Raw genomic sequence first — 26,663 nt, 5'->3', positions numbered from 1 at the left:
CTTAGACAACTTAGCCCCAAAAATTTGTTAGGCCTATTTAAGTAGAACGGAGAAATATTGCTAGGGCCTAGCTAGATGCAAATTATAAGAGTGGAGAAATTTTTGAATTTGGCTTATTGTAAGTACAAAGATTTCTCCACTTCGGTCGAATTGACGAGTAACTTTACTTAAACATGCCTTTCAATTTTGCCAATTTCTCCTGCAAATCGCCGTCAGCATCTTTGGGTTGAGCTTGAGGACGCGATTGAGCTTTAGGCTGAGAACGAGATTGGACATTCTTTGTATTCTGTTCTTTAATCCTTGCTCCCTGTTCTTTGTTCTTTGAACCAACTTCAGTCTTCATCGACAGTGAAATTCTCTTACGGGCAACATCAACTTCCATAACCGTAACCTCTACCTTTTGATGAACCTTTACTATATCATTCGGGTTTGCTACAAAACGGCTAGCCAATTGACTGGTATGAACCAAACCATCTTGATGCACACCAATATCTACAAAGGCACCAAAATTGGTGATGTTGGTCACAATTCCAGGCAACTTCATGCCAATTCTTAGATCGGCAATTTCATTTACACCGTCTGTAAAACTAAAAGCCTCAAACTGCTCACGCGGGTCGCGGCCAGGTTTTGCCAATTCTTTTAAAATATCATTTAAAGTAGGCAATCCGATATCATCCGTAACATATTGTAGAGGCTTGATCTGTTTCTGTAGTTGAGGATCTTTCATTAAAGCCGAAACCGTCGTACCTAAATCTTTTGCCATTTTATCAACTAAAGCATAACGTTCTGGGTGTACACCACTTGTATCCAAAACATTTTCGGCATTGCGGATGCGCAAGAAACCTGCAGCCTGTTCATAAGCTTTATCGCCTAAGCGAGGTACTTTTTTCAAGCTTTCACGGTTTTTAAAAGCACCATTTGTGTTTCTGTAATCGACAATGTTTTGAGCTAAAGTTGGTCCCAAGCCAGAAACATAGGCTAAAATTTGTTTTGAAGCCGTGTTTAATTCAACGCCAACAGCATTTACGGCGCTAATTACGGTATCATCTAAACTGGCCTGTAATTTATTTTGATCAACATCATGCTGGTATTGCCCAACCCCGATGGATTTTGGATCGATTTTTACCAATTCTGCCAACGGGTCCATCAATCTGCGACCAATAGAAACCGCACCGCGAACGGTAATATCCTGTGTTGGGAATTCTTCTCTTGCTACTTCCGAAGCTGAATAAATTGAAGCACCACTTTCATTTACCATTACAATTGTAACATGTGGCAAATTTAAACTTCGAACAAAAGCTTCTGTTTCTCTACCTGCGGTTCCGTTGCCAATCGCAATGGCTTCAATATCATATTTTTCGCAAAGTTGCTGAATGGTAAACTCAGCATTTTTTACATTTCCCTGTCCAGTATGGGGGTAAATTGCTGTGTTTTCTAACAACTGACCTTGTTTATCTAAACAAACAACTTTACATCCTGTGCGGAAACCAGGGTCGATGGCCAAAACATTTTTCTGTCCCATTGGGGCTGCCAACAACAGCTGGCGGGCATTTTCTGCGAAAACACGAATGGCCTCTTCATCGGCTTTTTGTTTTGTCGATACGCGAAGTTCGGTTTCCATTGCAGGTTCTAGCAAACGTTTATAACCATCTTCCAAAGCTTGCTGAACTTGTTTAGAGGCCGCATTATTGCCTAACACAAATTGATTCTCAAGAATAGCCAACGCATCCTCGGCGGGTGGCAAGGCATCCAATCTTAAAATCAGTTCTTTTTCTCCACGTCGCATGGCTAAAACACGATGAGACGCGGCAGTTTTAACGGGTTCATTCCATTCAAAATAATCCTTATATTTTATGCCCTCTTCTTCCTTTCCTTTAATTACTTCCGCTTTAAAAACGGCCTTTTCCTGAAAGTAAGTACGCATTTTGGTGCGTGCCTCAGCATTTTCCGAAATCATTTCGGCAATAATGTCTCTAGCTCCTGCCAGCGCTTCCTCTAAAGTACTAACTCCTTTTTCGGTATCAATAAATTTGTCAGCTTCTGCTTCCAAATCGAAATTTTTCTGATCGAAAATCTGCAACGCCAAAGGCTCTAAACCCTTTTCTTTTGCAACCGAAGCACGGGTTTTGCGTTTAGGTTTATAGGGTAAATAAATATCTTCTAAAAGCGAAATGGTTTCGGCTTCGTTAATTTGTTTTTCAAGCTCGGGTGTTAGCTTGCCGAGTTCGTTCATCGATTTTAAAATCGCTTCGCGGCGTTTGTCTAAATCGCGTAATTGCAAAACCCGATCGCGGATTGCAGCAACCTGAACTTCATCCAAACTTCCCGTTAATTCTTTACGGTACCGCGAAATAAATGGTACAGTTGCCCCCTCGTCTAATAAGTTTATGGTGGCTGTAACTTGTTTTTCTGCAACCTTCAATTCGGTTGCAATTATTTTATGGTGAGCTAACATATTCAAAAATTAAAGTGGCAAAGCTAATCAGGATTTGCGGGATTTAAGGATTTTTAAGATGATTTTTCCACCAAATTTGTACGTAGTTAATCGCTACGCGTAGCGGGATTTGAATGATTAAATGATTTTATAATCTCCTTTTTTGAAAAGCAAAGGCAGAGGCTTTGTTTTTTGTTAGTCGGGCTTTGCGCTAAATCTTTTAAAAACTACTTCTGTCATGCTGAGGCACGAAGCATCTGTTTCATCGTTTGCAGATGCTTCGTGCCTCAGCATGACAATATATTCAGGGTTGCTGCTATTTTAAAAGTATACCGCTTCAATCCCGTTTAGGTAAATGGGATATTGCTGCTATTTTTAGTTGCATAGTGCAGAGAAAGGTAGAAGTTATGGAAAAGCCAAATAATCGCATCATATTTATAAAATGAAAAATGTAATCGTTATTCTGTTGGTATTTTGTTTCGGGTGTACAAATAAAGCACCTGAGAAAAAAGAGAATGTTAATGAAGAAGTTCAGGTAATACTTAACACTTTTGCAAATGGAATCTATTGGGTGTCGGAAAATGACTTTAAAGACATGCAAGCTGAAGTACATCATCTTCCATTAAAAATAACAAAAAGATTAAGGAAATATACGGTAACAGACTCACTTTTATCTATGGGTGAATTTAGATTTGCACATAGCGATACGGCAGGAAAATTGATTAAAAAAACTGTGCCTTTCCAATTTGAAACCTTTAAAAATTTTAAAGATATAGTCGGATTCGAAATTATAAAAGCGTCTAAAAATGTTGCAGAATTAGATTCGAATTACAACGGCAATTTAACTTTTAGTCGTGTAATTTTTAATTATCAAAGAAATCGTGCCCAATACTATTTTGAACAAAGCAAAACGGTTGGCGTAGGAAGAGGCTGGGGAATGGGTACTTACATCTATGCTAAGAAAATTAAAGGAATTTGGACTTTTGATAAGAAAGAAGAACTCTGGATAACTTAAGACTTCTTCTTCGCAACTTTCTCCAAATCCCTTTCTGCCTTAAACTTGGTAATTCTCGTAATTAAATCTAGGGGCATTGGTTTATCAATTGGAAACTGCACGGCTCCCTTGCTCCATTTGTAATTGCCAAATTCATGTTGAAAGGCATCGATGCCCGAGCCTGTTGGATAAAAACCAATATGTTTCGCATAACCAGCAAAATAAACCAAAATTCCTTGCTGTTTAAAAGCTGGCATTTTATAGCTGATTACTTCTGTAGCGTTTGGTACTGCCTGTTGAATGGTTTCTCTAACTTCTTGTAAAATCTTTTGCGTTTTTGCTGGGAAGTGAGCAATATACTCGTCGATGGTTTTTGGTTCAGGTTTTTCCATAATCTTGTTATGAAATTACAAAAAATCTGAAATATTTATTCGCTGATTGAAATATCGTATTTATGCAGAAGGCCAGCCAATCCAGATTTTGAAAACCTTGCTTTTTAATTCGGTTGTTATCGGGATCAATAGAATAGTTGTAAGCGGTTCTAAATCGGCTTTTTCAAGAATTGTTCTATCGAAGGCTATACCAAATAGGTCGCAGTATAACGCAAAAATCCCCCAAATTGCTTTGGAGGATTTATATATTCTAGGTCTTCGACAAGCTCAGACCGACATTTTAATTATTTTGTTGCGTACATTACTTCTTTTACCGCTTTAACAACGCGTTCTGCATTTGGTAAGCTGGCAGCAATTAAAGTAGGCGAGTATGGAAGTGGAACATCGGCGCAAGTAATACGTAAAACCGGTGCATCTAAATAATCGAATGCATGTTTTTGAACCATAAAAGCAATTTCGCCCGATAGAGAGGCCAAAGGCCAAGCTTCTTCTACTACAACTAAACGGTTGGTTTTTTTAACCGAAGCGATGATGGTGTCGTAATCGATAGGGCGAACAGTGCGTAAATCGATTACTTCTACGTTGATACCTTCTTTGGTTAATTCTTCTACAGCTGGGTTTACAACGCGGGTTAACATTTTACCAAAAGTTACAATGGTTACATCTGTACCTTCTTTTGTTATGTTTGCTTTGCCTAGTTCGATGTAATATTCTTCTGCAGGAACATCTCCTTTATCACCGTACATTACCTCAGATTCCATAAAGATAACTGGATCTTGATCGATAATTGATTGTTTTAATAATCCTTTTGCATCGTAAGGGGTAGATGGAACTACAACTTTTAAGCCTGGAGTGTTTGCAAACCAGTTTTCGAAGTTTTGAGAGTGTTGTGCACCCAATTGACCAGCATTACCTGTAGGGCCGCGGAAAACCATAGGGCAAGAGAACTGACCACCACTCATTGATAATATTTTAGCAGCACCGTTAATAATTTGATCGATTGCGACTAATGAGAAGTTGAATGTCATAAACTCTACAATTGGAACAAGGCCAGCTGTTGCGGCTCCTGTTGCAATACCTGCAAAACCTAATTCGGCAATTGGGGTATCAATAATGCGTTTCGCACCAAATTCTTCAAGCATGCCTTGACTTACTTTGTACGCTCCGTTATATTCTGCTACTTCTTCACCTAATAAAAAAACGCGGTCATCTTTACGCATTTCTTCGCTCATGGCTTCGCGTAGTGCTTCTCTAAATTGGATTTCTCTCATTGTAAATTTTAATAACGGTGGCAAATATAATTATTAATAGCATTGAAACCAAAGGCAAAAATGCCTGTATTTTGTAATAATTATGGTTGATTAGGCCTATTTTTTCAGTCAAATCTTTGAGCGTTTGTTTCGATTAACCAATATTTAAAAATAATATTGCGAATATTTTTAGGTGAGGTGTAATTGTATTATATTTTAATCTTTTTCCGAAATATCTTCTCCAAAATGGATGATGTTGCCACTATTATCTAGAATAGAAAACTGACGCATGCCCCAAGGCATATTTTTTAGCTTTCCGTTTGGGTGTATAACGTTTTGTTTGGTGTATTCTTCATATAGCTGATCAACTTCTGTTACATAAATGTAGCAGCCTGTGTTTTTCGGAATACTTTCATCATCCGTTGGCCAAAGGTGAATACTGATTGCATCTTTACTAAAAATTACATAGCCATCCCAATTGTTGTGGAAGGTGAAGCCAAGTTTTTCGGTATAGAATTTTATGGTTTCTTCTGCATTTAAAGATGCTAGAATTGGAGTTGCAGTTTTAAGCATATTATAAATTTTCTAAATCATTAAGGTCTTTTGCTCTTGCAGATGCTTTCTTTGCTAACATGTCAAAAACAGGCATTCCAAATTGGTAAAAGGCATGAAAAATTTTTTTGTAATTTTCTTCGCTTTCTTTCCATCCAAATATCCATATCTACTGTTGTTCTTGGATATCATGAAGAATTACTGAATATACTCCAACTAAAATATATTTTACACCATTGTTGTTTAGTGCCTGGATAAATTCTCTAAAGTCATCATTGAAAATGTTGCCCATTATTTTCTACTCCGCACTGTAAATGCAGATTTATCCATTTTTGGAAGATTGTTTACCGGATAATTATAAGCAACGCTATTTAAATAGTTCGCAATTTTTAAACGTTCCTGCCAAGTTAAATTTTTATAATAAATCTGATCAGCTTTACTTGCTTCTTCTGCTGTCTGTGCCTTAAATGCTGTTCTATCTAAACGATACATACTCAAATATAAAAATTTTATGGTTTGATTTAATGATTAGGATTCAATAACCCATATATCTCACTATCTAAAAATTGTCCTCTAAAGTAATAATCCTGTCTAAAATGTGCTTCCTTAACGAAACCATGTTTAATGAGCATTTGTCTGGATGCATCGTTTCCTGTATTAATATTTGCCTTAATGGTATGCAGATTCATATCTTCAAAACCAAAGTCGATTGTTCTTTTTAGTGCTTCTGAAATAATCCCTTTACGCCAATAATCTTGATGCAGCATGTAGCCAATCTCAGCCCTATGGTTAGCGTAATCTGTTCGCCAATAACCAATTGAGCCAATCATTTGATTAGGGTTTTCTTTCAGCGCAATTACCCAAGCCAAGTTATCGCCATTTTCGAAACCCTCGTTAAATGTGGTGATGAAGGTTTTAATTTCAAGTAAGTCTTTTGGCCTTTCCCTATCAATGTATTTCATTACCGTTTCGTTAGTGCGCATGGCGAATAAGGTTTCGGCATCAGAAAGCGCATGTTCGCGAAGAATTAATCTTTCGGTTTCGAGGTTTGGAAATTTAGTGAAGTTGAGGGTAAGCATTTTATTCTTTTCTTAATTCAAATTTATATTTATCGGAGAACTCTTTTACTTCTTCATCAAAAGATTTTTTACTGTGATGGTTTTCCTGGTTTTTAATGTAACTACAAACAACCTCTAAATTGGATTCACTAACGGAAACTGCAAAATAATCATCTTGCCAAACAAATGTTTCATCTGTTAAATTGTTTTTGTTTATCCAATATGCCGACTCTCCTTTTATAAGTTGTGCAATTTTGGCTATTGATTGTTCTTTTCCAATCGATATTAAGCAATGTAAATGTTCTGTATAACCATTAATGGCTTTCAGAAAAATTGATTTTTCCTTACAATTTTCAATAATGTGATTTTGAAGTTTGTAGCGGATATTTCTTGTTAAATAGGGATGTCGGTTTTTAGTTGAGAACACCAAGTGAACCCAAATTTTTACATACGACATAATTTATGTTTTGGCTAAAGCCAATGTAAGAATTTTTTTTATTCCGTCGGCTAAAGCCAGACGGCAAAGAAAAATATAATGCCAATTACCAATTTTATAGAGATTTTTGATATTCATTGCCGTTGGTTTCAACCAACGGCTTTTGTTTTTAATCCAAAGCCAAAAGCAAGGAAATAGATAATGCCAATAGCAATTTTGCAATGGCGACTGCTGATATTCATTGCCGTTGGTTTCAACCAACGACATAATTTATTTTTTGGCTAAAGCCAATGTAAGAATTTTTTTGTTCCGTCGGCTAAAGCCAGACGGCAAAGAAATGAATGTTTTATATCAATTTTAGGTATTCATTGCCGTTGGTTTCAACCAACGGATAATAATGAGAAAACAAACTGGCTTTAGCCAAATCACCTCCCAAACAGCGTTTTATAAATAGAATACTTATAGTTATCAGGAACTTCGCTGGCTTTGAAATATGGCGCACCAAACAACTCGGCAAGTTTTTCTCTAAGCTTGGCTAAAAACAATGGCTTAATTTCTTCAAGGAAATCGCCACGTAAAACCTGGCGGTTAGATTTAAACCAAACCCCACCATAAATTGGGTCATTCATGGTTTTTACGATGTACAAATTCGGTTCTACACAGGTTTTGCCTGCAGACTGCTCGTAAGCGTAAGTGTATAGCAAGGTTTGTATTAAAGCTTTGTTAATGTGTTTTCCATCCGAATTGAAAAGCTCATCAACATCTTTGAAAGCCAGTTTATCACTTCCTGTTTTGTAATCGACGATTTTTGTAACACCATCTTTAACATCAACCCGATCAATATAACCAAAGATTTTAACGCTTTCTTCTTTTCCATTTAACTGGAAACTGATTTCGGCTTCTACTTTTTGCTCTAGACTAATAATTGTGAAAGGCGTTTGTGAAATATCCTGATTCAAAATAATGTTCACGTAAGCATCAACTATAGCTAAGATAACTTTTTGCATGCCTTTATATTCCATTACCTTATCTGGATGATTAAACATTACGGCATTAAAGGCTTTCTGAATAAGTTGTGGTACTACTTTTCTACGTTCTTTGATGCGTACATCGGTAATTTCTGCGCTTCTTAAATCTTCATAAAAATACTCCATTACCTTGTGCAAAATTGACCCAATTTCGTTGGCTTCTACAACAGCGCTAATTTCTTTCGGTTCTTTAATTCCAGCAACATAATTGAAGAAGAAATCTATCGGATTGGATATGTACTGCGTTAAAGCGGATGGAGAAAGAATTTTCTTTTTATCAAGATACTTTTGCAATGTTTCCTGAATAAATGCATTATCTTTTTTCTCGATCTGAACATCTTTAAATTGTTCCGTTTTTACCTCGAGATTTAGTTCGTTATAAGTAAAATTGAAACCACTTTCATATTCCAGTTGCTTTAAAATCCTACTTGCTTCGCCCGATGTAGATTCATCTGTTAGGCTGTTGTAAACAAAGTTGATGTTTTTTGCCCGTTGCATCAATCGGTAAACCATGTAAGACGAAATGGCATCGAGATTTTCTAAAACAGGTAAACCATAAACCCTGCGAATGGAATCTGGAATGAAACTATTTCCAATAGAAGATTTCGGGATAATACCTTCATTAAAGCCCAAAATTACAACTTTATCGAAGTTCAGGTTTCGGGTTTCAAGCAGTCCCATTACCTGAATGCCATTTAGTATATCGCCAGAAAGTGGAACCGCAATAGCCTGCAACGATTTTTGAACCAGATAAATTACAAATGGAATTTCCTCTTTACCGATGTGATTATTGAACGTATCGTGCAGTCGATTTAGCTCCTGAATCGTTTTTACAAAAAGTTCGGCATCAATTTTTTTAAGTGTTTTCGCGTTCGATAATCGTGTTAATACAAACTCTAAAACTTCTAACAAATTGGTGACCACCGATTGTGGGGTTTCAATTTTTCTATAAAAAACTTCGAACAAACCACTTTGTCTAAGCAGGCGCTTATGATCAATTTCAACTTGGTTTTCATCCAGTAAGGCAGTCAGGATTTTATCACGCATTTTTTGGGATAAGCCCGAAAGTGGATGCGTTAAAAATGCTTCAACATTTTTGTAGGTAACTTTATCAGACTGTAAAATTTCCAGTTGACTGGTTAGCCACAAATCGACCAAGCCAAAAATACTTGAGGTAGATAAAGCAAAGCCCATCGTTACGTTAAGATCTATTGCTGAACCATTGTAACTTGTTGGAATGGTTTGTAAAGTAGGGATAAGCAAACTTTCATCAGCCAAAACTACAACCGTTTTGCCTACGGTTTCAGTATTAGTGTAATCCTGCTCTAAAATATTATTCAATATTTTGGCCTGAGCAGATTGCCCCTGTATCTTGAAAACATTAACAGAGTGTTCACCAGTTTTCATCAGGCTTTCCCGCTCGGAAAACTCATTTTTTAAACCGATCTGATTGAGGTTTTTTCTTAAAAACAAACCTGCTTCCTGAGCAACATCGTCTAAATAATAACTATCTGCATCAAAATAAAACAAAGCTTTTTCAGCCTCTTGTAATTGTGTAAATATTTTAGCTTCGGCACTGCTTAGTGCATTAAAACCCACAAAAATAATTTTGCCTTTGTCAAAATTCGAGATAAACTCTTGATGACTTGTTATATCATCAGCCAAGTGGCGATAAACTGAACCATTGGTTAAATAACCTTGTTCTTTTAATGCAGAATGGAATTTATTATACAGTTTTGGCATTCTACGCCACATTTTAATAAATAACTCCTGTTGCTTTTTATGCTTGCCTTCAGAATATGAGGTCCAGAATTGAGATAGAAACTGGTACTGTTCTGGACTTAAATAATCGAAATCCTGATTAATAACCGAAATGTCTTCCAAATCTCGGTATAACTTTCCTGCATCTACTAAATCAGCATCTATCTGGTTAAAATCGCTGAGAATAATTTTGGCTAATGGAAAAAACTTATGACTGGAAATGGTTTCCAGTTTTTCCTCTGCCAAAAGTTGATTGTATATTCGGTGAAGCGTAAAAAACTGTAAATAGAAATCGGCTATTTTATAACTTGTAGAGCAAGCAAAAAATTCCTGTATAGTAAAAAAAGCAGGACTAAAGAAAGGCTTTCCAATAATATCTGCAAAGTGTTTTTGCAAATAAGCAGATGGTCGTTTATTATTGAAAACAATGGCGCAATTTTCCAGCTCATTTCCAAACCTAACAACTAAATCTTCCGCAACTTCTTGTAAAAATGGTTTCATCTGCATCTTCATTATACTAATTTCAACTTGCCCTTAACTGCGTAAAAAAGATAGGTTTTAATATTTCTATAACCCATTTCTGATAATAAGTTCCGATAGTTATCTACCTGCTGAATGTGTTTCTCGCTTTCTTCTAAGGTAAACTTATAATCCAGAATGATTACTTCATCGGCATTGATTAATACCCTATCCGGTCGGTGGAGTTTACCATTTGCATCGATGATGTTTTTCTCTGTGATACTTTCATTTGCTTTAGCCAAAATTTCTTTTAACTCAGGATGGTTCAAAACTTCCAAAGCCGAATCGATTAATTTTTGCTTTTCCTCTTCTTTTATTATGCCTTGTAAAACCAGGTTTGTTGTATAATCATTAACACCTTTTTCAGTGCCGGCACTCGCCAGGATATCATGAAGTAAAGAACCTTTTCGCCCCGATTTTTCGATGTTGACCAAATGCTTTAAGTGCTTTTCTTCTGATGGAATGTAAAGTTCGGATAATCGGGTAGTGGTTGGATAACTTTTTAAATTAATGAAGTTCGATTCATTGATTTTGCTTTCATTCGGCACGTAATCTACAATCTCATAAATGCCGTTTTCATCAAATTCATTATCAAATGTAAGGTTGATTACATCGCCCATATTGGATAAATTAACTTCTTTATTTCCTTTCGGTTCCGCTTTACCCATTGTAGCAATGTAGAGGTAATCTTTTGAACGTGTTGTAGCCACATAAAGCATGTTCAAGGCATCCATGTTATTGTAAAGTAATTCTTCATAATACGCTTTCGCGATTGAAGAATCAGCTAAGTCTTTGTTGTACTTCAATGGAATTCCGCGAAGCTCTTTGTAAACCGTATCTTCTGATGAAACCCAAAAAGTCGAGTTTGTTTTTCCTTTCACTTCCCAGTTACAAAACGGAACAAAAACAGCTCTAAAAGCCAATCCTTTAGATTTGTGGATGGTAATAATTTGAATTGCATCTGCTCCCTCGGGCGATGGAAGCGATTTTTTAACCCCATCTTCATCCCACCAGGTTAAAAACGCGATGATGCCTTTTTCGCCCAACTTGCCAGCATTGGCCGTTAAATCTCTAAAAGCAAGCAAATAAGGCAGATGCTGGGTCAGGTTATTTAAATTGTAAGCTTCAACCAAAATCTCAACCAACTCCGGCAAAGGAAGTTGTAGCCAGGATTGCCAATTTTCGCAAAGCGATTGAGGCAAAACTTTTGTTAATGAACTTAAAGAAACATTATTTAAGTTTAGGTAATGGTTGGCATTTGCCTCTTTTTCATGCAAAGCGTGATAGAGTGCGATGCAATTCGCTTTGTATAATGCCGTTTGCGAATCCAAACCAATCAACGCTTTTAAGGTATTAATGATGAGTTGAACCGCCGAATTATTCGAAATCAATAGGGCATCGCCAGATAATACAGGCAGTTTTTGCTCCATCAATTTTTGAACGGTAAGCATAGCTTCACTGTTAGAACGGACTAGAATTGCTATGTCTTTTAAAGCATAATGCTGTTCGTTTTTTAAATGGAAAATTTCATCAATAACATCATTTAAGGCGATATCGCGGAAAACGGTTTCTGTAAAACGAGCCTCATCTGGCGCATGATCCTTGCCGAATTTTTTTATTTTAATGGTTCCGCCTTTTAGCGTATTTGTGGCGAAATTCTGTGTAGAACCGGCATAGATATCGGTAATAATTGAGTCGTAATTTTGAGTATTCCACCAAGTTAGAATGCTTTCGGGTTTACTTTCTAAATTTTGGTTCAACTCATTCTGTAAGGTTAAAGGAATGAATTTATAAAGGAAATTATTAAACGTAATGATGTTCTCCGCACTGCGATAATTTTCTTCTAAACTTTCTTCGATTACATTATGTACACCAACATCGAGTTTGGCATGCTTGTGCAAAATGTTCCAATCGCCATTTCGCCAACGATAGATGGATTGCTTGGTGTCGCCAACAATTAGGTGGTCGGTCAAATCTAAACTTGGGGTGGCAATTGCATTGGTTAAAAGTGATTTAAAGCTTCCCCACTGACTGGTAGAAGTATCTTGAAATTCATCAAATAAAAAGTTGCGATATCGGTTGCCTACTTTTTCCCAAATAAAGGATGGATTGTCGCCGGCATCTTCGGTAATCCCCGAGATTAGTTTTTGGGCATCGCTGATTAAAAGATTATCATTTTCTGCCCGATATTCTTTCAACAACACAGCGATTTCCTGCATTAACCGCAAATAATAAAGGTTCTTATTAAAAGCAATGGCCAATTGATAGTTTGGCAAATGTGTTAAATAGTGCGATTTTATCTTTCGCAAGATTGGATTTACGGTTTCATAAACTTCTGCTATAGTGGCATTTTTTTGAAACCAATCATCAGGCTCATCAATAAGGCTGAAAATAGGCTCAATTTTCGAAAAATCGCCACGTGCTACAGTAATCAATTTCGTTAACGGGCTTCTCGATTTTCCTTTTAACTGATCGTTTTCTACTCCTAAAACCTCAAGCGCCTCATGTGCATCGGTTGCCAGTTGAATAATTTCACTTTCAAAGTTTTTGATTTCCTCTTTGGTAACACTAATGTATTTCTTGAAAAGTTCATCAATATTTTCTAACCCCAATTCTTCAACGGCAGATTCAAAAATTTGAAAGCGTTCGGAGAAAATTTCTCCGATAAGATTATATAGCTCGATTTTGTAGTTCCAGCTTTTATTATCGCTGATGCGCTCAATAGCCAGATCGATAATCCATTGCAGAAGCTGTTTGTTATCATTTAAAGCGTCATCGAGTTTGTTTACCAAATCATCTTTAACCTTATCATAATTCATTTCTAAATTATAATCGGCGTTTAAACCAAGCTCAAAAGCAAAACCACGAATTACTTTCTGAACGAAACCATCGATGGTACTCACCGAAAATCGACTATAATCATGCAGGATTTTTCGGTAGATTTTGTCGGCCTTAACTTGTAATTCTTGAGCGCTTAACAGCGGATAAGCTACTATAATAAGCTTCCGGTAATCATCTATTTTCTTTGATGGATTTCCTTGTGCCAAGCCTACCAAAACCTCTAAAATCCTCGATTTCATTTCTTCGGTAGCCTTATTGGTAAAGGTTACAGCCAAAATTTCACGGTACTTGTTTTCTCCACTGAAAAGCAAGGTAAGGTAATGTGCGGTCAGACTGAAGGTTTTACCTGAACCTGCGGAGGCTTGAAGAATTTTGAGTGGTTGGGGCATGTTGTTATCTTTTTAAACACCCCGCCCTGCGGGCACCCTCTAAAAGAGGGGAATTTTGGGTGCAGAAAATTTCTTATCTAATCTTTCTTTGTCGTTTGTAATTATGGCGCTTGTAATTCCCCTCCTCTGGAGTGGGTGCCTGGTAAGGCGGGGTGGTTATTTAATGTTTAATTCTATCTTTTAACACCCCGTCCTGCGGACACCCCTCTGTAAGAGGGGAATGTTAGGCGCATAAAACCAGCTATTTTTTAAGCTCTGGGTTTTATTCCCCTCCCGTGGAGGGGTGCCTGTAAGGCGGGGTGGTTCTTTTTTCTCAATGAGCATTTTACGCATATTCATTGATAATATATTCTTCCAGCCCCATAAGTGCAAATTCCATATTTTTCATTACATCATCAACTGTAATTCTGTAAACCTTTAACCCTAAGGAAAAAAAATATTCTTCTCTGGCTTTATCATAAACCTCCTTGTCGTCATGACTATCGCCATCAATTTCGATTACCAAACCTAATTTTTTGATATAAAAATCAACAATATAATTTCCGATAATTCGCTGCCGATCGAAATCTATTTTATGAAAACGCTTTTTTGTAATCTGCATCCAGAACAGAACTTCGGGTAAGTTTTCTGCATACCGCAAGGCTTTCGCTCTTTCCTTTAAATTAATATTACAAGGAAGGTTTAACTTTGGCTTGTGATAAATAATTATATCATTAATTAAATAGTAATTTTTGGATGATTGATTGTTAACCACCCCGTCCTGCGGACACCCCTCCAGAGGAGGGGAATGCTGGGTGCCAAAATCGGCATTGGGGTTATTGAACTGTTGCATTTTTTAGCAATATAGTTTAGACGTTTTGTAATTCCCCTCTTTTGGAGGGGTGCCTGATAAGGCGGGGTGGTTTTAAATTATTTATGTTATTTTTTCACAACATCTAACTTACAACAATTTAAAATTTTCCCGAAATCATGATATTAACAATTGATTTGGTTCGTGTCTCCACAAAACAAATTAACGCTAAGAATTTTTTTTCTTTTTCTTCGCCAGCGTTTTATGACTAATCCTGGCTGGCCTTTCGGCCGTTTCTATCTTAAGTCCTAATAAATCTCGAATTACGACCGATGCACAAGCGCCACCAAAAGCTGCTGGAAGATAAGAAACGGTTCCGTATGCCGAACGCTTGAAATTGCTTCCATCGGTCATAATCATGGAATTTTTATCCATTTCCTCAGTAGAGAAAACGGCTTTAATTTTATCGGCTCCAATGAGTTTATTCAATCTTTTACGAACGTAACTTGCAAAAACACATTGATAGGTATCGGGTAGCATGGCAATTCTTAATCTTGTTGGATCCATTTTACCACCGGCACCCATAGAGCTTACAATCGGAATATTTTTCTCCAATGCGGTCGAAAGCAAAGTAATCTTCGGCATTACACTGTCGATGCAATCCATAATGTAATCGAATTTCGATTCTAAAATTTCCCTGCACTTTTCGGGTGTCAAAAAAGTATTTACCACATGAAGTTTCAGTTCTGGGTTGATGGCCAACAAGCGTTCCTGCATAATTGCCGCTTTACTTACGCCATGATTTGTTGCCAAAGCAGGCAATTGTCTATTCCTGTTTGTCGGGTCAACTACATCGCCATCAACAATGGTCATTTCGCCAATACCCGAGCGACAGATAAATTCGGCGGCGAAAGAACCTACCCCGCCCAAACCGATCACCAAAACATGTTTCGATTGGAGTTTATCAATTCCATCATTCCCAACTAATAGGGCAGAGCGTGAAAGCCAGCTTGTATTAGACATATTAATCCCCAACCCCTATAGGGGAGTTTTAAATTTAAAAATATATAATTTTTTGTCCCACTAAGACCCCTTTAGGGGCTTGGGGTTAAATTCAATTTCTTCCAGTCGGCAAAAATACGTGCTTTAAGTTCATCAACTGAACATTTTTTTAAATTGGCTGCAGTTTCATAAATTTTCTCGATAGGAGTTTCAGCATCATCAGTCTCCAGGAAAAAATTATCGGTTTGCTGAATAAGTTTTTGTGGCCCTGAATCTACCCTAAAAATAGAGGTTCCAAAAGATAATAGAAAACCTTTAGAAATTAACTGTTTTCCGAGGTCGTCATTTTTGTTAAAACCGTGAATAATCATCGGAACTTTAACTTTTAACCTTTCCTTAATTTCTATTAATTCTGCAAATCCTTTAACACAATGAAGTATTATCGGCTTATTCAGTTCTTCAGCCAGTGTAATTTGCCTTTCTAAAATTATGAGTTGCTTTTCTAAGCTTTCTCCTCTCACTTTATCCAATCCACATTCCCCAATCATTTTAACGTTAGGTTGTTGCGCTTTGCTTCTCAAATTTTCGAATTGAAATTCTAGGTTTTCCAACTTGGCAAACCATGGATGTAATCCAACAGATATTGGCCTGATACTGGCTAAAGGATATAAATTCCCATCTGTTAGCGATAAACTCAAAATGCTTTGAACATTTTGTTTCGGCAGTGGCTGGTGGGTATGGATATCATGATACAGCATTTCAAAAAATTAGAATTGTTAAATGTAGTTGCTCTGTAAAGAATTCGCTAATAATCTACAAAATTAGTCGACTTTATTAATTTTACGTCATCATTCTTAAAAATCATGAAAAAAATATTAATATTATTAACTGCTGTGTTAATTTCTACCGCTGCTTTCAGTCAGGCAAAAAAAGAAACGGTTCACATTTACAACCCACAGGCTAATGCCAAAGCAGATATTGCAACAGCAGTTGCAAAGGCTTCGAAAGAAAATAAACACGTGCTTTTGCAGGTTGGAGGCAATTGGTGTTCATGGTGCATTGCGTTCCACAATTTGGTTGATAGTACTGCAACTTTAAAACAATTCATTAACGATAATTTTGAAACCGTTTTGGTTAATTATAGTCCGGAAAATAAAAATGAAGCGGTTTTGGCAGATTTAGGTTACCCTCAACGATTTGGGTTTCCTGTGTTCTTAATCTTGGATGGTAAAGGCAAAGTGCTTCATATCGAAAATTCTTCTTATTTAGAAACGGAAGAAGTGGCTGCAAATGGCAAAAAGAAAGTTGGGCACGATGTGAAAAAAATCACCTCGTTTTTAAAAGGATGGACGGTTACAGCCGTAAATCCTGAAACGTATAAAGCAAAAGCGAGGTAAGGTAAAGCTTAAAGCAGAAAAGCCACAGATTTGCAGATTAATATCTGAAAATCTGTGGCTTTCTTTTTAGTCATCAGTTTCATCATCGAGATTAAGCTCATACGATGCTCTAGAGGCTTCATCAGCCTGCTCCAGCATATCTTTATCGTGCTCAATGTTGGTGTCATCACCGCTTAATTCATTTATATCGTTTACTTCGTCCTCTCTGCGTAAAGCATCATTCGGATCGCTCGAGTAATCTTCGTCTTTTGGGTCTATCATAACTTTGAGTTTTTATAATTAGATAAATGATTTAGAACATGAAATTGTTTTAAGTTTTTTTATGCTAAAAGACTAAAGCTGAAAGACCAAGGGGCTTGTTGCAAGCTACTCCGTGAATTCTGTGTTACTGTAGACAATGGGCAAATAAAAAATGCCAGATTAATTCATCCGGCATCTCTTTGTGTTCTTAGTGTCTTTGTGGTTAAACCAATCTACAACCCATCACCAAACTTATAATTCGGCAAAATGCTTACCGGTAATTTACCCGTTGGAACCAGTCGATTATTAATCACCGCGGCTGCAGAAATTTGCATGTAATCTTCTTTTTGGTATCCAATAATTAATCCTTTGCTGTTTTCTAGACCAGGTAATCCGGCCAAGTTATATGGATTGGCAAACAAAGCGAAAACTGCATTTTTTGTGCTCAATTCCTTTATAAAATTTTTAACGCCGGCATTTAATGGGATGTTATTTGCTGGCCTCGATCTGCTATCGTGAATGCCAACAATTACCTGATCGAAGGCACCGATTTCTCTTGCCACATTTGAAATTTGAGTTGCACTTGCATCTTTATCTAAAACGTAATAAACCGAGTTATAATAACCCTTAGAAATTTCTTTTTGGAACGTGGTAACCGAAGGAACGCCAATGCTGATAATTGCGGTTCTTCTAATCGGAATTAAGTTTTTAATATATTCCTTTCCTTTTAAAAGCGTAACCGAAGCGTTTGCAAGTTCTTGTACCAATGCATTGCTCGCATTGCGATTTACACCTGCAATAATGCCTTGGGTAACAATGGTGTCACGTTTATTTAGCCCAGCCCAATATTTTGCCGTAAGAATTTTTTTAACGCTTTCATCAATCACTTTCATATCTATTTTGTTTTGACGAATAGCTTTACGAACCAATTTAATTGCCCTATCACTATTTTCCGAAAGCTCCAAAATGTCGTTTCCGGCCATTATGGCCATCAAATCGGCGTTTCCATCCTTAAAGTATTTCACTACACCTTTCATATCCATGGCGTCGGTTATAATCAATCCCTTGAAACCGATTTTTTGCTTCAAAATGCCGGTAATAATTGGTTTTGACAGGGTTGATGGTAAATTGGGTGTGTTGTCCAACTGCGGAATATTCATGTGGGCAACCATTATTCCCGAAGCACCCTGCTTAACCAATTCTTTAAATGGATACATTTCCAAAGTATCCAATCTAGTCGGACTAAAGTTTAGCTGTGGCAAATCATAATGAGAATCTACATCCGTATCGCCATGCCCAGGAAAGTGTTTCAAAGAAGTTAATAAGCCACCATCCTGCATACCCTTCATGTAAGCGCCTGCTTTATTGGCAACATTGTATTTGTTCTCACCAAAAGAACGGTAATTAATTACAGGGTTTTTGGCGTTATTGTTTACATCCGCATCGGGTGCCAAGTTTAACTGCATGCCCATTCGCTTAAAATCTTTGGCTACCTCTTGTCCCATTCTGTAAATCAAATCCTTGTTTTGGATGGCGCCCAAGGTCATCTGATAAGGGAAAGATATCGTACTGTCTAAGCGCATGCCTAAGCCCCATTCGCCATCATTTGCCACAATTAGAGGCACGCGACTAACTTTTTGATAGGCATTGGTTGCTCTGGCTTGCCTAACAGGACCGCCCTGAAAGAAGATTACACCTCCAAGCTGTTCTTTTTTAATCACCATGCCTACCGAGTCGGTATATTTCTGTCCTAAATTGGTATGCGCCCTAACGAAAAACATTTGTGCAATTTTTTCTCGACGGTTTAATTTATTAAAAACAGAATCAACCCATTTCGGCTGATTGACTAACATTTCTAAATAGGTTTGCTTTTGCGCATTTGCAGAAATTGTTGCAATGCAGAAGATAATAAGGAAGAATAGATTTTTTTTCACGTGTGTTTTGTTGTATCCGATGTGCTAAATTAAGAATCAAAAAACGAATTAAACAAAAACCAATCCAAGTAATCGATTTAATACATTAGGTTGTTGATTAAATAAACACGGCCAGACTATAAAATGAATTCAATTTTATTTTTTTTGAAAACGAATGGTTCCGTAATTCTTTGGCGGCATCAGCCCTGCTGTTCGCTATAGTCCCGATGAAGAATCGGGAGCTGCCGCTGCCATCAGGTTTAGAAACGAAGTTTGTGATTTGAAAACCTCGCAGGTTTTTTATGGAATTTCTTTTTCGTAGCCTTTGCCCCTAGTAAATAAACCCGCTTTCCAAATGAAATGTTGAACGTTCATTTTCAATTTATTTGTCTGTCTCTACATTTGTTAAATCCATTCATCATAAAAAATTAAAACATAATTTATTGCCAGCGGTTAATATTAAAGGCGCTCGTTAAACAGTATTAATTAAATTTATAATGTTATGAAAAATGTAAGCACACCAAAAAACAACCCAACAACTCAGGGAAGTTCGATTGCCGATAGAGCAAACCATGATGTGAAAGTGGATAAAAAAATTCAGGGAATTACGAATGGTGGCGGGCAGCGCTCAGACCAAACCTCGAATAAGGACAACCAAAGAAAGTACGATAACAAAAAATAATTAATGGAAGATGTAATATGGAAGATGAGTAATGGTTAACGAACTTTATAGAATCCATCTTCCATCATACATTTTCCCTTTACATTTCCATTTTACTTCTAAGATGGCTCGTTTGCCAGTGCGATAATATCTTTACCTTCCAGTATTCTGCGTTCGTTGTTGTGGCTTAAAGTGTTAATCATTGCATTGGCCAGTTCTTCCATAGTACAAAAACCGTTAGGATAGATTTTTCTTCCGATAGGAAACGTCCAATTCACATATTTATAAAATTTGTGTGCATATTTTTGCGTCTTTATCGGTTTGATAAAACCTGGGCGGAAGTTAAATACTTGCTCAAAAGGCAATATCATTAAATCGTTTTCTGTTTTACCTTTCACCCTAGCCCATTTGAGTCTGCCTTTTTCGGTGCTGTCTGTTCCGCCACCAGACACATAGCAGAAAGTCATATCTTCATTTAACTTGGCCAATGTTTGGGCAACATGCATGGTTAAAGTATACGTCATTTTATAATAGGTGTCATCATCAACACCAACTGAGGAAATTCCTAATCCAAAGAAGCAGGCATTATAACCCGCTAACTGATTTTCCAATGGCGAAAAATCCAAAAAATCTTGGTGAATAATTTCTTTAAGCTTAGGATGTGCATAACCACAAGGTTTGCGGTTAATAACTAAAACTGAATCTATTTCTGGACTTTTTAGGCATTGAATTAAAATTCCCTCGCCAACCATACCAGTTGTGCCCATTATGATTACATTGTTTTCTGCTCTAGTTTTGCCCATGATTTTATTTTCTGTGTTCGTGTATCAACTTGAAAACACGAAAATTTGTTTGCGTTAAAGAAATAAAGGTCTCGATTTTCGTCGAGACCTTTATCATTACTATCTGATTACGGTGCCTTGCATTTTGTAATCTTTGGGTGGTTCAGCACCTAAAAGATTTTGTACAAAATAGTCCCAGCGTCTGCGCATCATATAAGGAGAATATGTGCCGTAGCCATGGGCACTATTTGGAAAAATTACCAAATCGAAAGATTTATTTGCTTTTTCTAAGGCTTCTACCACTAATAGCGTATTATAAGGCGGTACGTTATCGTCCATTAATCCATGCACCAACATCAATTTGCCTTTTAAGTTTTTAGCATAATTTTGATTGGCCTGTGCTTCGTAATCAGCGTTTTCTACCAAGCCATTGTAACGTTCGCCCCAATCATCCTCATAGTTTCTATTTTCGTGATTTCCTGACTCTGAAATACCAACTTTAAAGAAATCTGGATATCGGAACATTGCTCCCGCAGTTGCAAAACCACCGCCCGAATGCCCCCAAATGCCAACTTTGGTGGTATCAATTGGATATTTTTCTGATAACTGTCTAATAGCTGTAATTTGATCTGGCAAAGTATTCTCAGCCATATTGCCATAACTCATATCGTGGAAACTTTTAGAGCGATCTGGATTGCTTGTACCTTCGATAACCACAACAATAAATCCCAGTTCGGCTAAGGCCTGATTATCACCACGAGAAGCTACAAAGCTCCAGCTGCCAACACTTCCACCCTGCGGACCTGGATAAATATAATCGATAACCGGATATTTTTTATTCGCATCTATTTTGGTTGGCGTAAAGATTAATCCATAAATATCGGTTTTACCATCATGTGCCTTAACTGTAACAGGTGTTGGTGCTTTCCAGCCTGTTGCAGTTAATCTACTTACATCGGTTTTCTCTAAAGTTGTAATCAGTTTTCCATCTAAATTTCTCATTAAAGTTACCGGTGGAACATCAGGTTGTGAATACGTATCGATAAAATGCTGACCAGAAGGTGATATTGAAACGATGTGATTTCCTTCTTCAGGAGTTAAGTCTGTTAATTTTTTTCCGTCAAATCCAATTTTATAAAAATGCCCAAAGTAAGGGTTCTTTTTGTCCTGACCATTTGCAATAAAATAAAGCGTACGGGCTTTTTCATCAACTTTTAACAATCGGGTTACCACCCAATTGCCTTTAGTAATTTGATTTTTAACTTTTCCTGTGGTTGCATCATATAAATACAAATGCCCCCAGTTATCGCGTTCAGAATACCAAATAATTTCCTTTGTAGCTGGTAAATATCTCCAGTTAATTGAGCCTTGACCAGATTCGAATTGTGTTTTTACCGTTTCTTCGAAAACCTCGCGAACGGTTCCAGTAGAGGCATTGGCAATTCTAAATTTTTCTTGTTTATGATCTCTTGAAGTAGAAACAAATGCAACTTCCGAGGCATCTGCTTTCCAATCAATATCATCAAAAGTTCCACTGCTCGAAATGTCATCGCTCAAAGTTGCACGGTGCGGGTCGGCGGGGATATTGAAAGAAATTACTTTAGGATTTTCTACATCGATTACCACTCTTCTAATTGTTGGAATTTCTTTATCGCCAGGCAATGGATATTTCCACGCTTCTAGTTTTGGCGATCCCACGTTTGTGGTCACCAAATACATGTCTTTACTGTTTCTCTGATCTTGCTGAAAAGTAGCAATCTTTTTAGAGTCTGGCGACCAGCGCAAAATTGGGGCATCGCTGTGTTTCCAGCCAGCATTATCTGTTGCGTAACCATAATCTTTTATACCATCGGTTGTTAACTGCGTTAATTTTCCGCTTGCAACATCCTTAACATATAAATTGTAGTCTTTTATCAAGATTGCTTTTTTGCCATCGGGCGATAAAACCTCGTTTCTGCCACCGAAACGTCTGCCACCGGTTGGTGCCGTAGCTTTGTAATCTGTAGTAAGTGTTTTTGTTTTCTTTGCCGGATCTACCAAATAGGTTTGCTCGCCTTTATCAGTTTTTGTGGTATACCAAAATTTATCTCCATCGAGCCAGTTGGGCTGAATGTTGGCATTATCAATAAATTTTGCAGTGTTATAGCCCATAAAACTTTCGGCTCTTTCGTAATCTTTGGCAGTTAAAGAATTGCCTTGTTGAGCGGATGCAGAAACAGCCAACGCACAGGCTGTTACCGTAAGAAAATATTTATTCATTGTTTGAGTTTATTCTTCGACGATAAAAATAACCACAGTTCTTACACTTCAATTTAAAGTATTAAGAATGATACAGAATTTGACGGTTGGCAATAGCTTAGAAAAAAAGCGGAGAGGGCGGGATTCGAACCGACCTCATTTTAAGCTACTAAGGGCATTAAATACAGGAATTATATGAAAGTGCCACAATATTGCCACATGAATGTTTAGAAAGTTGCCTGACATCATGATCACTCAACCTGCAAATACTGAGGATTGATCTTGATCGTTTCAAAGAACATAATTCTAGTTAAAGTTATAAAAATCCTGCGGGTTTTACTTTTGTTCCCTCGATTATCTTTCTTAACGTCGAGCCTGATCTTAAGGCACGAAAAGTTCAGGTGATATTGCAGTTGCAAAAGGGGTAAAAGGTCAATAAGAAAAGCGGTACCAATCTTGAAATAGCACATATAGATATCTGAAATAAATTAAGGTTGTAAAAAATTGGCAATGAGGCTAATCCTGATTCGAGTAGTAACAAATAGACGCTTTTAAGGTCTAACTCCAAAGCCACTACTATGAGACTTATTCTTTTTTGCACCCTTATTATCATTTTTCCGCTGCTGTCGGTATTTGGACAACAATCAAATAGAACAACATCTTCTAATGAGATGGAATTTGTCAATTGGGCAAAGGAGAAAGCCCTTGAAATTAAAATGGAAGGGAGTCAAAATAAATCTGATGATATACTGCAGCTAAAAAAAACGCTAGCCGGGGTAAGGGTTATTGCACTCGGAGAGCCCGCTCATGGTTTTCCTGAGCCATTAGCATTTAGAAACCGCTTATTTAAGTTCCTCGTCGAAAATTGTGGCTACACCAGTATAGTTCTTGAAAGTGATCTTGCGGGAAGTCATAATGCTTCGAAATTTGTGAGTGGTCTCATCGTGAGCGCACTTGATTCAGTGAACTTGACCAGGGGGATGTCGAAGGAAAATATGGCATTGATTAGATGGATGCGAACCTACAATCAGAATGCTTCCAATAAAAGGAAAATAGGATTCTTTGGTATGGATATGCAGCAGATTGGATTCCCTGGTGATACTTCGGTACATCACATGGCCTTAGATAACACAATGGAATACCTCACCAAAACAGATAAAGAGAATGCTCAAAACTTCAAAGACCGATTAGAAACTTTTTTGCCAAGGATGTCGGTTAAAAACTATGCTGCCATCTCAATTCCTGAACATGATAAGCTGTCTGGCATCTTAGACGATCTCATCAGTTATTTTGAGAGGGAAAAGATAAGATTGATTGCCAGTAGCTCAACTGATGAGTTCGAATGGGCTTACCGTAATGCGGTTGCCGCTAGGCAAACCAATCGGTTGATAAGACTAAGTCCGCCGGAGATCCCAGGCAAAATCCCTCCCGAGGGCTGGGCATTAATGAGCAGTCGCGATGCTTCCATGGCAGAGAATGTCTTATGGGTATTACAAAGACAATCTCAAGGAGGCAATGTGCTAGTGTTCGCCCATAATGCACATGTTAAAGGTCAGCCTACGAAAGGAAGTGTTTGGGACGCATTTTCTCGACCACCTAATGCAATGGGGGAATATCTTCGTTCCCAACTGGGACAAAAACTATATATTCTTGGATCAAGTGTTGGAGCCAATATAGAAACCGCTCAGGAATATAGCTTTGATCGCGCGTTAAACAAAGTCGGCCTACCACGTTATTTTTTAGATTTAAGGCAGGCTAAAGAGAAAGCAAGGGTATTAAGTTACTTGTCAACAGAAATACCAATGGAGGCAAATACCAGAAACTTTCTTAACCTAAAACCAGTATTGTCTTTTGACGGAATTCTTTATATGGATAAAACCCAATAAAAGTGTACTGAGATGAAACGTAAATCGTAGTGATCGTTGAATCAAATCGGATTGGATATCAGGACATCAAAACAGATAATATTAAATTGTAGCGACCATTTACCGGGTCTTTGCTCCGGATTCTGAGGCCTCTTGTCTAACGAGCTTTGCCATTTCTTTTTCAAGATCGTTTCGGTTGGCCAAGCTATTAGTTAGTATAGCAAACCCTGAATTTAAGCTAGGGTAACATTGTAGAGAACTACGTGAACCACCTGTACCGCCGCTATGCTCAACGTTACGCTGACCATCTATTTCATGTAGGAACCAATTGAGACCCATTCCCTCTTGCGTCGTACCAAAAGTTGGCTGGTGTGACAAGCGAATGGCAGGATCTTTCTCTGTATTATTTGCTGCAATATAGCGGGCTAGGTCAGAGGTGCAAGAGCCCAGCGTGCCCATTGCTGGAACACCGGATAATGTCCAAAATGGTACCACCTTTTTCGCATCATCATGCGGAACTGCTACAGCTTTTGCAGATAAGAGGTGAAGATCTGTTACCGTATGGGTCATTCTCAAGGGCTTTAAAATTTGTCTGTCAACCTGGGTAGAATAGGATTTACCATAAATATCTTCCAGAATATATCCTAATAGTGCTACAGCCATATTAGAATAACCATATTTTTCACCTGGTATTGCAGCCAACTTCATTTGGCGCAACCCTTGGTACAACCCTTCCCTTCCATACCCTTTCAGCGGGTCAGCATCTTCGTATCCGGGACGTTCCCAGGCATTTGGGAAAATTCTGGTGATTCCAGACGTATGGTTGGCGAGGTGCCTGATCGTTATCGGGACATTTTGGTATACAAGGTTTGGAAATTTTCCAGGCAGGTATTTACGTATGTCGTCATCCAGTCCGACCTTATGGTCCAGCAGGGCGTGAGCAAGGAGAATTCCGGTGAATGTTTTCGTTACCGATCCGATCTCATATATCGTATTTGATTTGGGAAGTATGCCACTACCATTTCGGATCTCTCCATAATTGTAATAAAAAAACTGTCCACGCAAGATTACCACAATAGAAAGTCCCACAGCTCGCGAATCTTTATAGTAGGCACGCACTTTTTCATCAATTAATGAATCAATATGGCTGTGTAGTGGATTATCGTTGTGAATGAAATGCCGCTGCTTACTGCTGAATGACAGGAACAATAAGCTGGAAAAGATCAAGATCGATATCAGGCGCTGCAGTTTCATAGGCAAAAAATATATCTGTATTTAAAGAAAAATGGTGACCTAAATCTCTTTTGGCCAATGATCAAAATCTAATATTTCGCTGTCGATGGATTCTTGCTTTATTCTAGGGAGTTCATCATATTGCTGTTTGTTTATAATTCCATCAAGCCTGTATTCGGCACCAATCGTACACTCCTCCAGCATACGGGAAGGTATTTGGGTCATTGCAATTTCAGTAATCCTATCATCGGTTAGGTCTCCCATCAGCCATTCCCATGCAAGGTTATCGGGAAGAATACAAGGCATGCGCAATTTGGAATTATGAACCTGCTTCATTAATTCATTTGCCTGTGTGATCCCTATTGCGAAAGTCCTGGTCACCTCTCCAGTATCTTGGTTTACCCAATCACTGTACAAGCCCGGCATCCAAAAATATTCATGGCCTTTTAAACCAACCAAATGTGGATATTTGGTCGTGGCTTTAAGTTCCTGCCCTTTTTTCCCAAGCTTCGGGATATGTTGGGATTCTATAATACCGGTCGAGAACACCAGGCACCTATTTTCTCTTGCAGCATTCCTCCACATTGATGGCTTTCCACTTTCACTGACGAACAAATTTTCCCCTTTGAAATTTAGCGTGGTAAGTTTTCTTCTAAAGGCGATTGCCTCATCTGTTCCCATTTTGCCTGGCACATAGCCCCATTGCGCCTGTATGAGCTCAAAATCGCGTTTATCGTCGGTCGCAACTGCAATAGCGCATAGCGGATAATTGAATCCGTTATGAACTTCCACATTCAAAAAATCATAATTCCTCACCGCTTTTTCCAACTGCTTCAATTGGATAAATTCAGATCTGGTCACCTTTTGTCCGTTATAATAACACATACT

At 37.8% G+C, this 26,663-nt stretch carries 24 protein-coding genes; 4 read left to right on the top strand and 20 right to left on the bottom strand.

All coding sequences use genetic code 11. The features are described from left to right. Positions 1–163 precede the first annotated feature (163 nt). Positions 164–2,455, bottom strand: coding sequence for a Tex family protein (locus DF947_RS11010; protein ID WP_109929736.1), 2,292 nt, complete (start codon positions 2,453–2,455; stop codon positions 164–166). Positions 2,456–2,876: 421 nt separating this feature from the next. Here DF947_RS11010 and DF947_RS11005 point away from each other — a divergent pair, with 421 nt between their 5' ends. Further along, positions 2,877–3,449, top strand: coding sequence for a hypothetical protein (locus tag DF947_RS11005; RefSeq protein WP_109929735.1), 573 nt, complete (start codon positions 2,877–2,879; stop codon positions 3,447–3,449). Here the strand turns inward: DF947_RS11005 and DF947_RS11000 are convergent. The 13 genes from DF947_RS11000 to DF947_RS10940 form a co-directional block, all read right to left on the bottom strand. Continuing rightward, on the bottom strand, positions 3,446–3,820 hold the full coding sequence (locus tag DF947_RS11000; protein ID WP_109929734.1) for an iron chaperone: 375 nt from the start codon (positions 3,818–3,820) through the stop codon (positions 3,446–3,448). The genes DF947_RS11005 and DF947_RS11000 overlap by 4 nt on opposite strands. Before the next feature lie 284 nt (positions 3,821–4,104). After that, positions 4,105–5,091 (bottom strand): pyruvate dehydrogenase complex E1 component subunit beta, encoded by a 987-nt coding sequence (locus tag DF947_RS10995; protein WP_109929733.1) that lies wholly within the window; start codon positions 5,089–5,091, stop codon positions 4,105–4,107. A 195-nt stretch (positions 5,092–5,286) separates the two neighbouring features. Next, entirely contained in the window at positions 5,287–5,643 is a 357-nt protein-coding gene (locus tag DF947_RS10990) for a bleomycin resistance protein (protein ID WP_109929732.1), read from the bottom strand. 148 nt (positions 5,644–5,791) lie between these two features. Continuing rightward, on the bottom strand, positions 5,792–5,914 hold the full coding sequence (locus DF947_RS22605; RefSeq protein ID WP_262510080.1) for a hypothetical protein: 123 nt from the start codon (positions 5,912–5,914) through the stop codon (positions 5,792–5,794). Next, entirely contained in the window at positions 5,914–6,114 is a 201-nt protein-coding gene (locus tag DF947_RS10980; RefSeq protein ID WP_109929731.1) for a hypothetical protein, read from the bottom strand. Before DF947_RS10980 ends, DF947_RS22605 begins: the two co-directional genes overlap by 1 nt. Before the next feature lie 29 nt (positions 6,115–6,143). Then, on the bottom strand, positions 6,144–6,701 hold the full coding sequence (locus DF947_RS10975) for a GNAT family N-acetyltransferase (RefSeq protein WP_109929730.1): 558 nt from the start codon (positions 6,699–6,701) through the stop codon (positions 6,144–6,146). Between the two features lies 1 nt (position 6,702). Then, entirely contained in the window at positions 6,703–7,137 is a 435-nt protein-coding gene (gene tnpA, locus DF947_RS10970) for an IS200/IS605 family transposase (protein ID WP_109929729.1), read from the bottom strand. Positions 7,138–7,140: 3 nt separating this feature from the next. Next, positions 7,141–7,383, bottom strand: a complete 243-nt coding sequence (locus DF947_RS10965; RefSeq protein ID WP_109929728.1) for a hypothetical protein — start codon at positions 7,381–7,383, stop codon at positions 7,141–7,143. Positions 7,384–7,541: 158 nt separating this feature from the next. Then, complete coding sequence (locus DF947_RS10960; RefSeq protein WP_109929791.1) at positions 7,542–10,406, bottom strand: PD-(D/E)XK nuclease family protein; 2,865 nt, start codon at positions 10,404–10,406, stop codon at positions 7,542–7,544. Positions 10,407–10,417: 11 nt separating this feature from the next. Next, entirely contained in the window at positions 10,418–13,654 is a 3,237-nt protein-coding gene (locus DF947_RS10955) for a UvrD-helicase domain-containing protein (RefSeq protein WP_109929727.1), read from the bottom strand. A gap of 325 nt (positions 13,655–13,979) precedes the next feature. Then, on the bottom strand, positions 13,980–14,486 hold the full coding sequence (locus tag DF947_RS10950) for an endonuclease domain-containing protein (RefSeq protein ID WP_109929726.1): 507 nt from the start codon (positions 14,484–14,486) through the stop codon (positions 13,980–13,982). Between the two features lie 186 nt (positions 14,487–14,672). Further along, the gene (locus tag DF947_RS10945; RefSeq protein WP_109929725.1) at positions 14,673–15,467 is read right to left on the bottom strand and encodes a tRNA threonylcarbamoyladenosine dehydratase; all 795 of its coding nucleotides are present in this window, start codon (positions 15,465–15,467) and stop codon (positions 14,673–14,675) included. Positions 15,468–15,538: 71 nt separating this feature from the next. Continuing rightward, complete coding sequence (locus tag DF947_RS10940; RefSeq protein WP_109929724.1) at positions 15,539–16,204, bottom strand: TatD family hydrolase; 666 nt, start codon at positions 16,202–16,204, stop codon at positions 15,539–15,541. Between the two features lie 105 nt (positions 16,205–16,309). Between DF947_RS10940 and DF947_RS10935 the strand changes: the two genes are divergently transcribed. Continuing rightward, the gene (locus DF947_RS10935) at positions 16,310–16,843 is read left to right on the top strand and encodes a thioredoxin family protein (protein ID WP_109929723.1); all 534 of its coding nucleotides are present in this window, start codon (positions 16,310–16,312) and stop codon (positions 16,841–16,843) included. Between the two features lie 66 nt (positions 16,844–16,909). Here DF947_RS10935 and DF947_RS10930 read toward each other — a convergent pair whose 3' ends face one another. Continuing rightward, positions 16,910–17,104: a hypothetical protein gene (locus DF947_RS10930; protein WP_109929722.1), complete on the bottom strand. Its 195-nt coding sequence runs from the start codon at positions 17,102–17,104 to the stop codon at positions 16,910–16,912. Between the two features lie 212 nt (positions 17,105–17,316). Further along, a complete protein-coding gene (locus tag DF947_RS10925; RefSeq protein WP_109929721.1) occupies positions 17,317–19,017 on the bottom strand; it encodes a glycoside hydrolase family 3 protein in 1,701 nt (566 codons plus the stop codon). Positions 19,018–19,498: 481 nt separating this feature from the next. On the opposite strand from DF947_RS10925, the gene DF947_RS10920 reads away from it, so the two are divergent. Further along, entirely contained in the window at positions 19,499–19,678 is a 180-nt protein-coding gene (locus tag DF947_RS10920) for a hypothetical protein (protein WP_109929720.1), read from the top strand. Between the two features lie 98 nt (positions 19,679–19,776). On the opposite strand, the gene DF947_RS10915 is transcribed toward DF947_RS10920, so the two are convergent. Together DF947_RS10915 and DF947_RS10910 are read right to left on the bottom strand one after the other, a co-directional pair. Further along, entirely contained in the window at positions 19,777–20,460 is a 684-nt protein-coding gene (locus DF947_RS10915; RefSeq protein WP_109929719.1) for a Rossmann-fold NAD(P)-binding domain-containing protein, read from the bottom strand. Positions 20,461–20,559: 99 nt separating this feature from the next. Then, positions 20,560–22,698, bottom strand: a complete 2,139-nt coding sequence (locus DF947_RS10910) for a S9 family peptidase (RefSeq protein WP_109929718.1) — start codon at positions 22,696–22,698, stop codon at positions 20,560–20,562. Between the two features lie 557 nt (positions 22,699–23,255). Between DF947_RS10910 and DF947_RS10900 the strand changes: the two genes are divergently transcribed. Continuing rightward, positions 23,256–24,563: an erythromycin esterase family protein gene (locus DF947_RS10900; RefSeq protein ID WP_109929716.1), complete on the top strand. Its 1,308-nt coding sequence runs from the start codon at positions 23,256–23,258 to the stop codon at positions 24,561–24,563. Positions 24,564–24,662: 99 nt separating this feature from the next. On the opposite strand, the gene DF947_RS10895 is transcribed toward DF947_RS10900, so the two are convergent. Together DF947_RS10895 and DF947_RS10890 are read right to left on the bottom strand one after the other, a co-directional pair. Continuing rightward, positions 24,663–25,796: a serine hydrolase domain-containing protein gene (locus tag DF947_RS10895; RefSeq protein WP_109929715.1), complete on the bottom strand. Its 1,134-nt coding sequence runs from the start codon at positions 25,794–25,796 to the stop codon at positions 24,663–24,665. 39 nt (positions 25,797–25,835) lie between these two features. Further along, on the bottom strand, positions 25,836–26,636 hold the full coding sequence (locus DF947_RS10890) for an SOS response-associated peptidase (protein WP_158526262.1): 801 nt from the start codon (positions 26,634–26,636) through the stop codon (positions 25,836–25,838). Between the last annotated feature and the right edge of the window lie 27 nt (positions 26,637–26,663).

It is taken from the genome of Pedobacter paludis (genome assembly GCF_003173575.1).
Lineage (GTDB): Bacteria > Bacteroidota > Bacteroidia > Sphingobacteriales > Sphingobacteriaceae > Pedobacter > Pedobacter paludis.
This window is presented reverse-complemented; position numbering and strand designations above follow the sequence as displayed.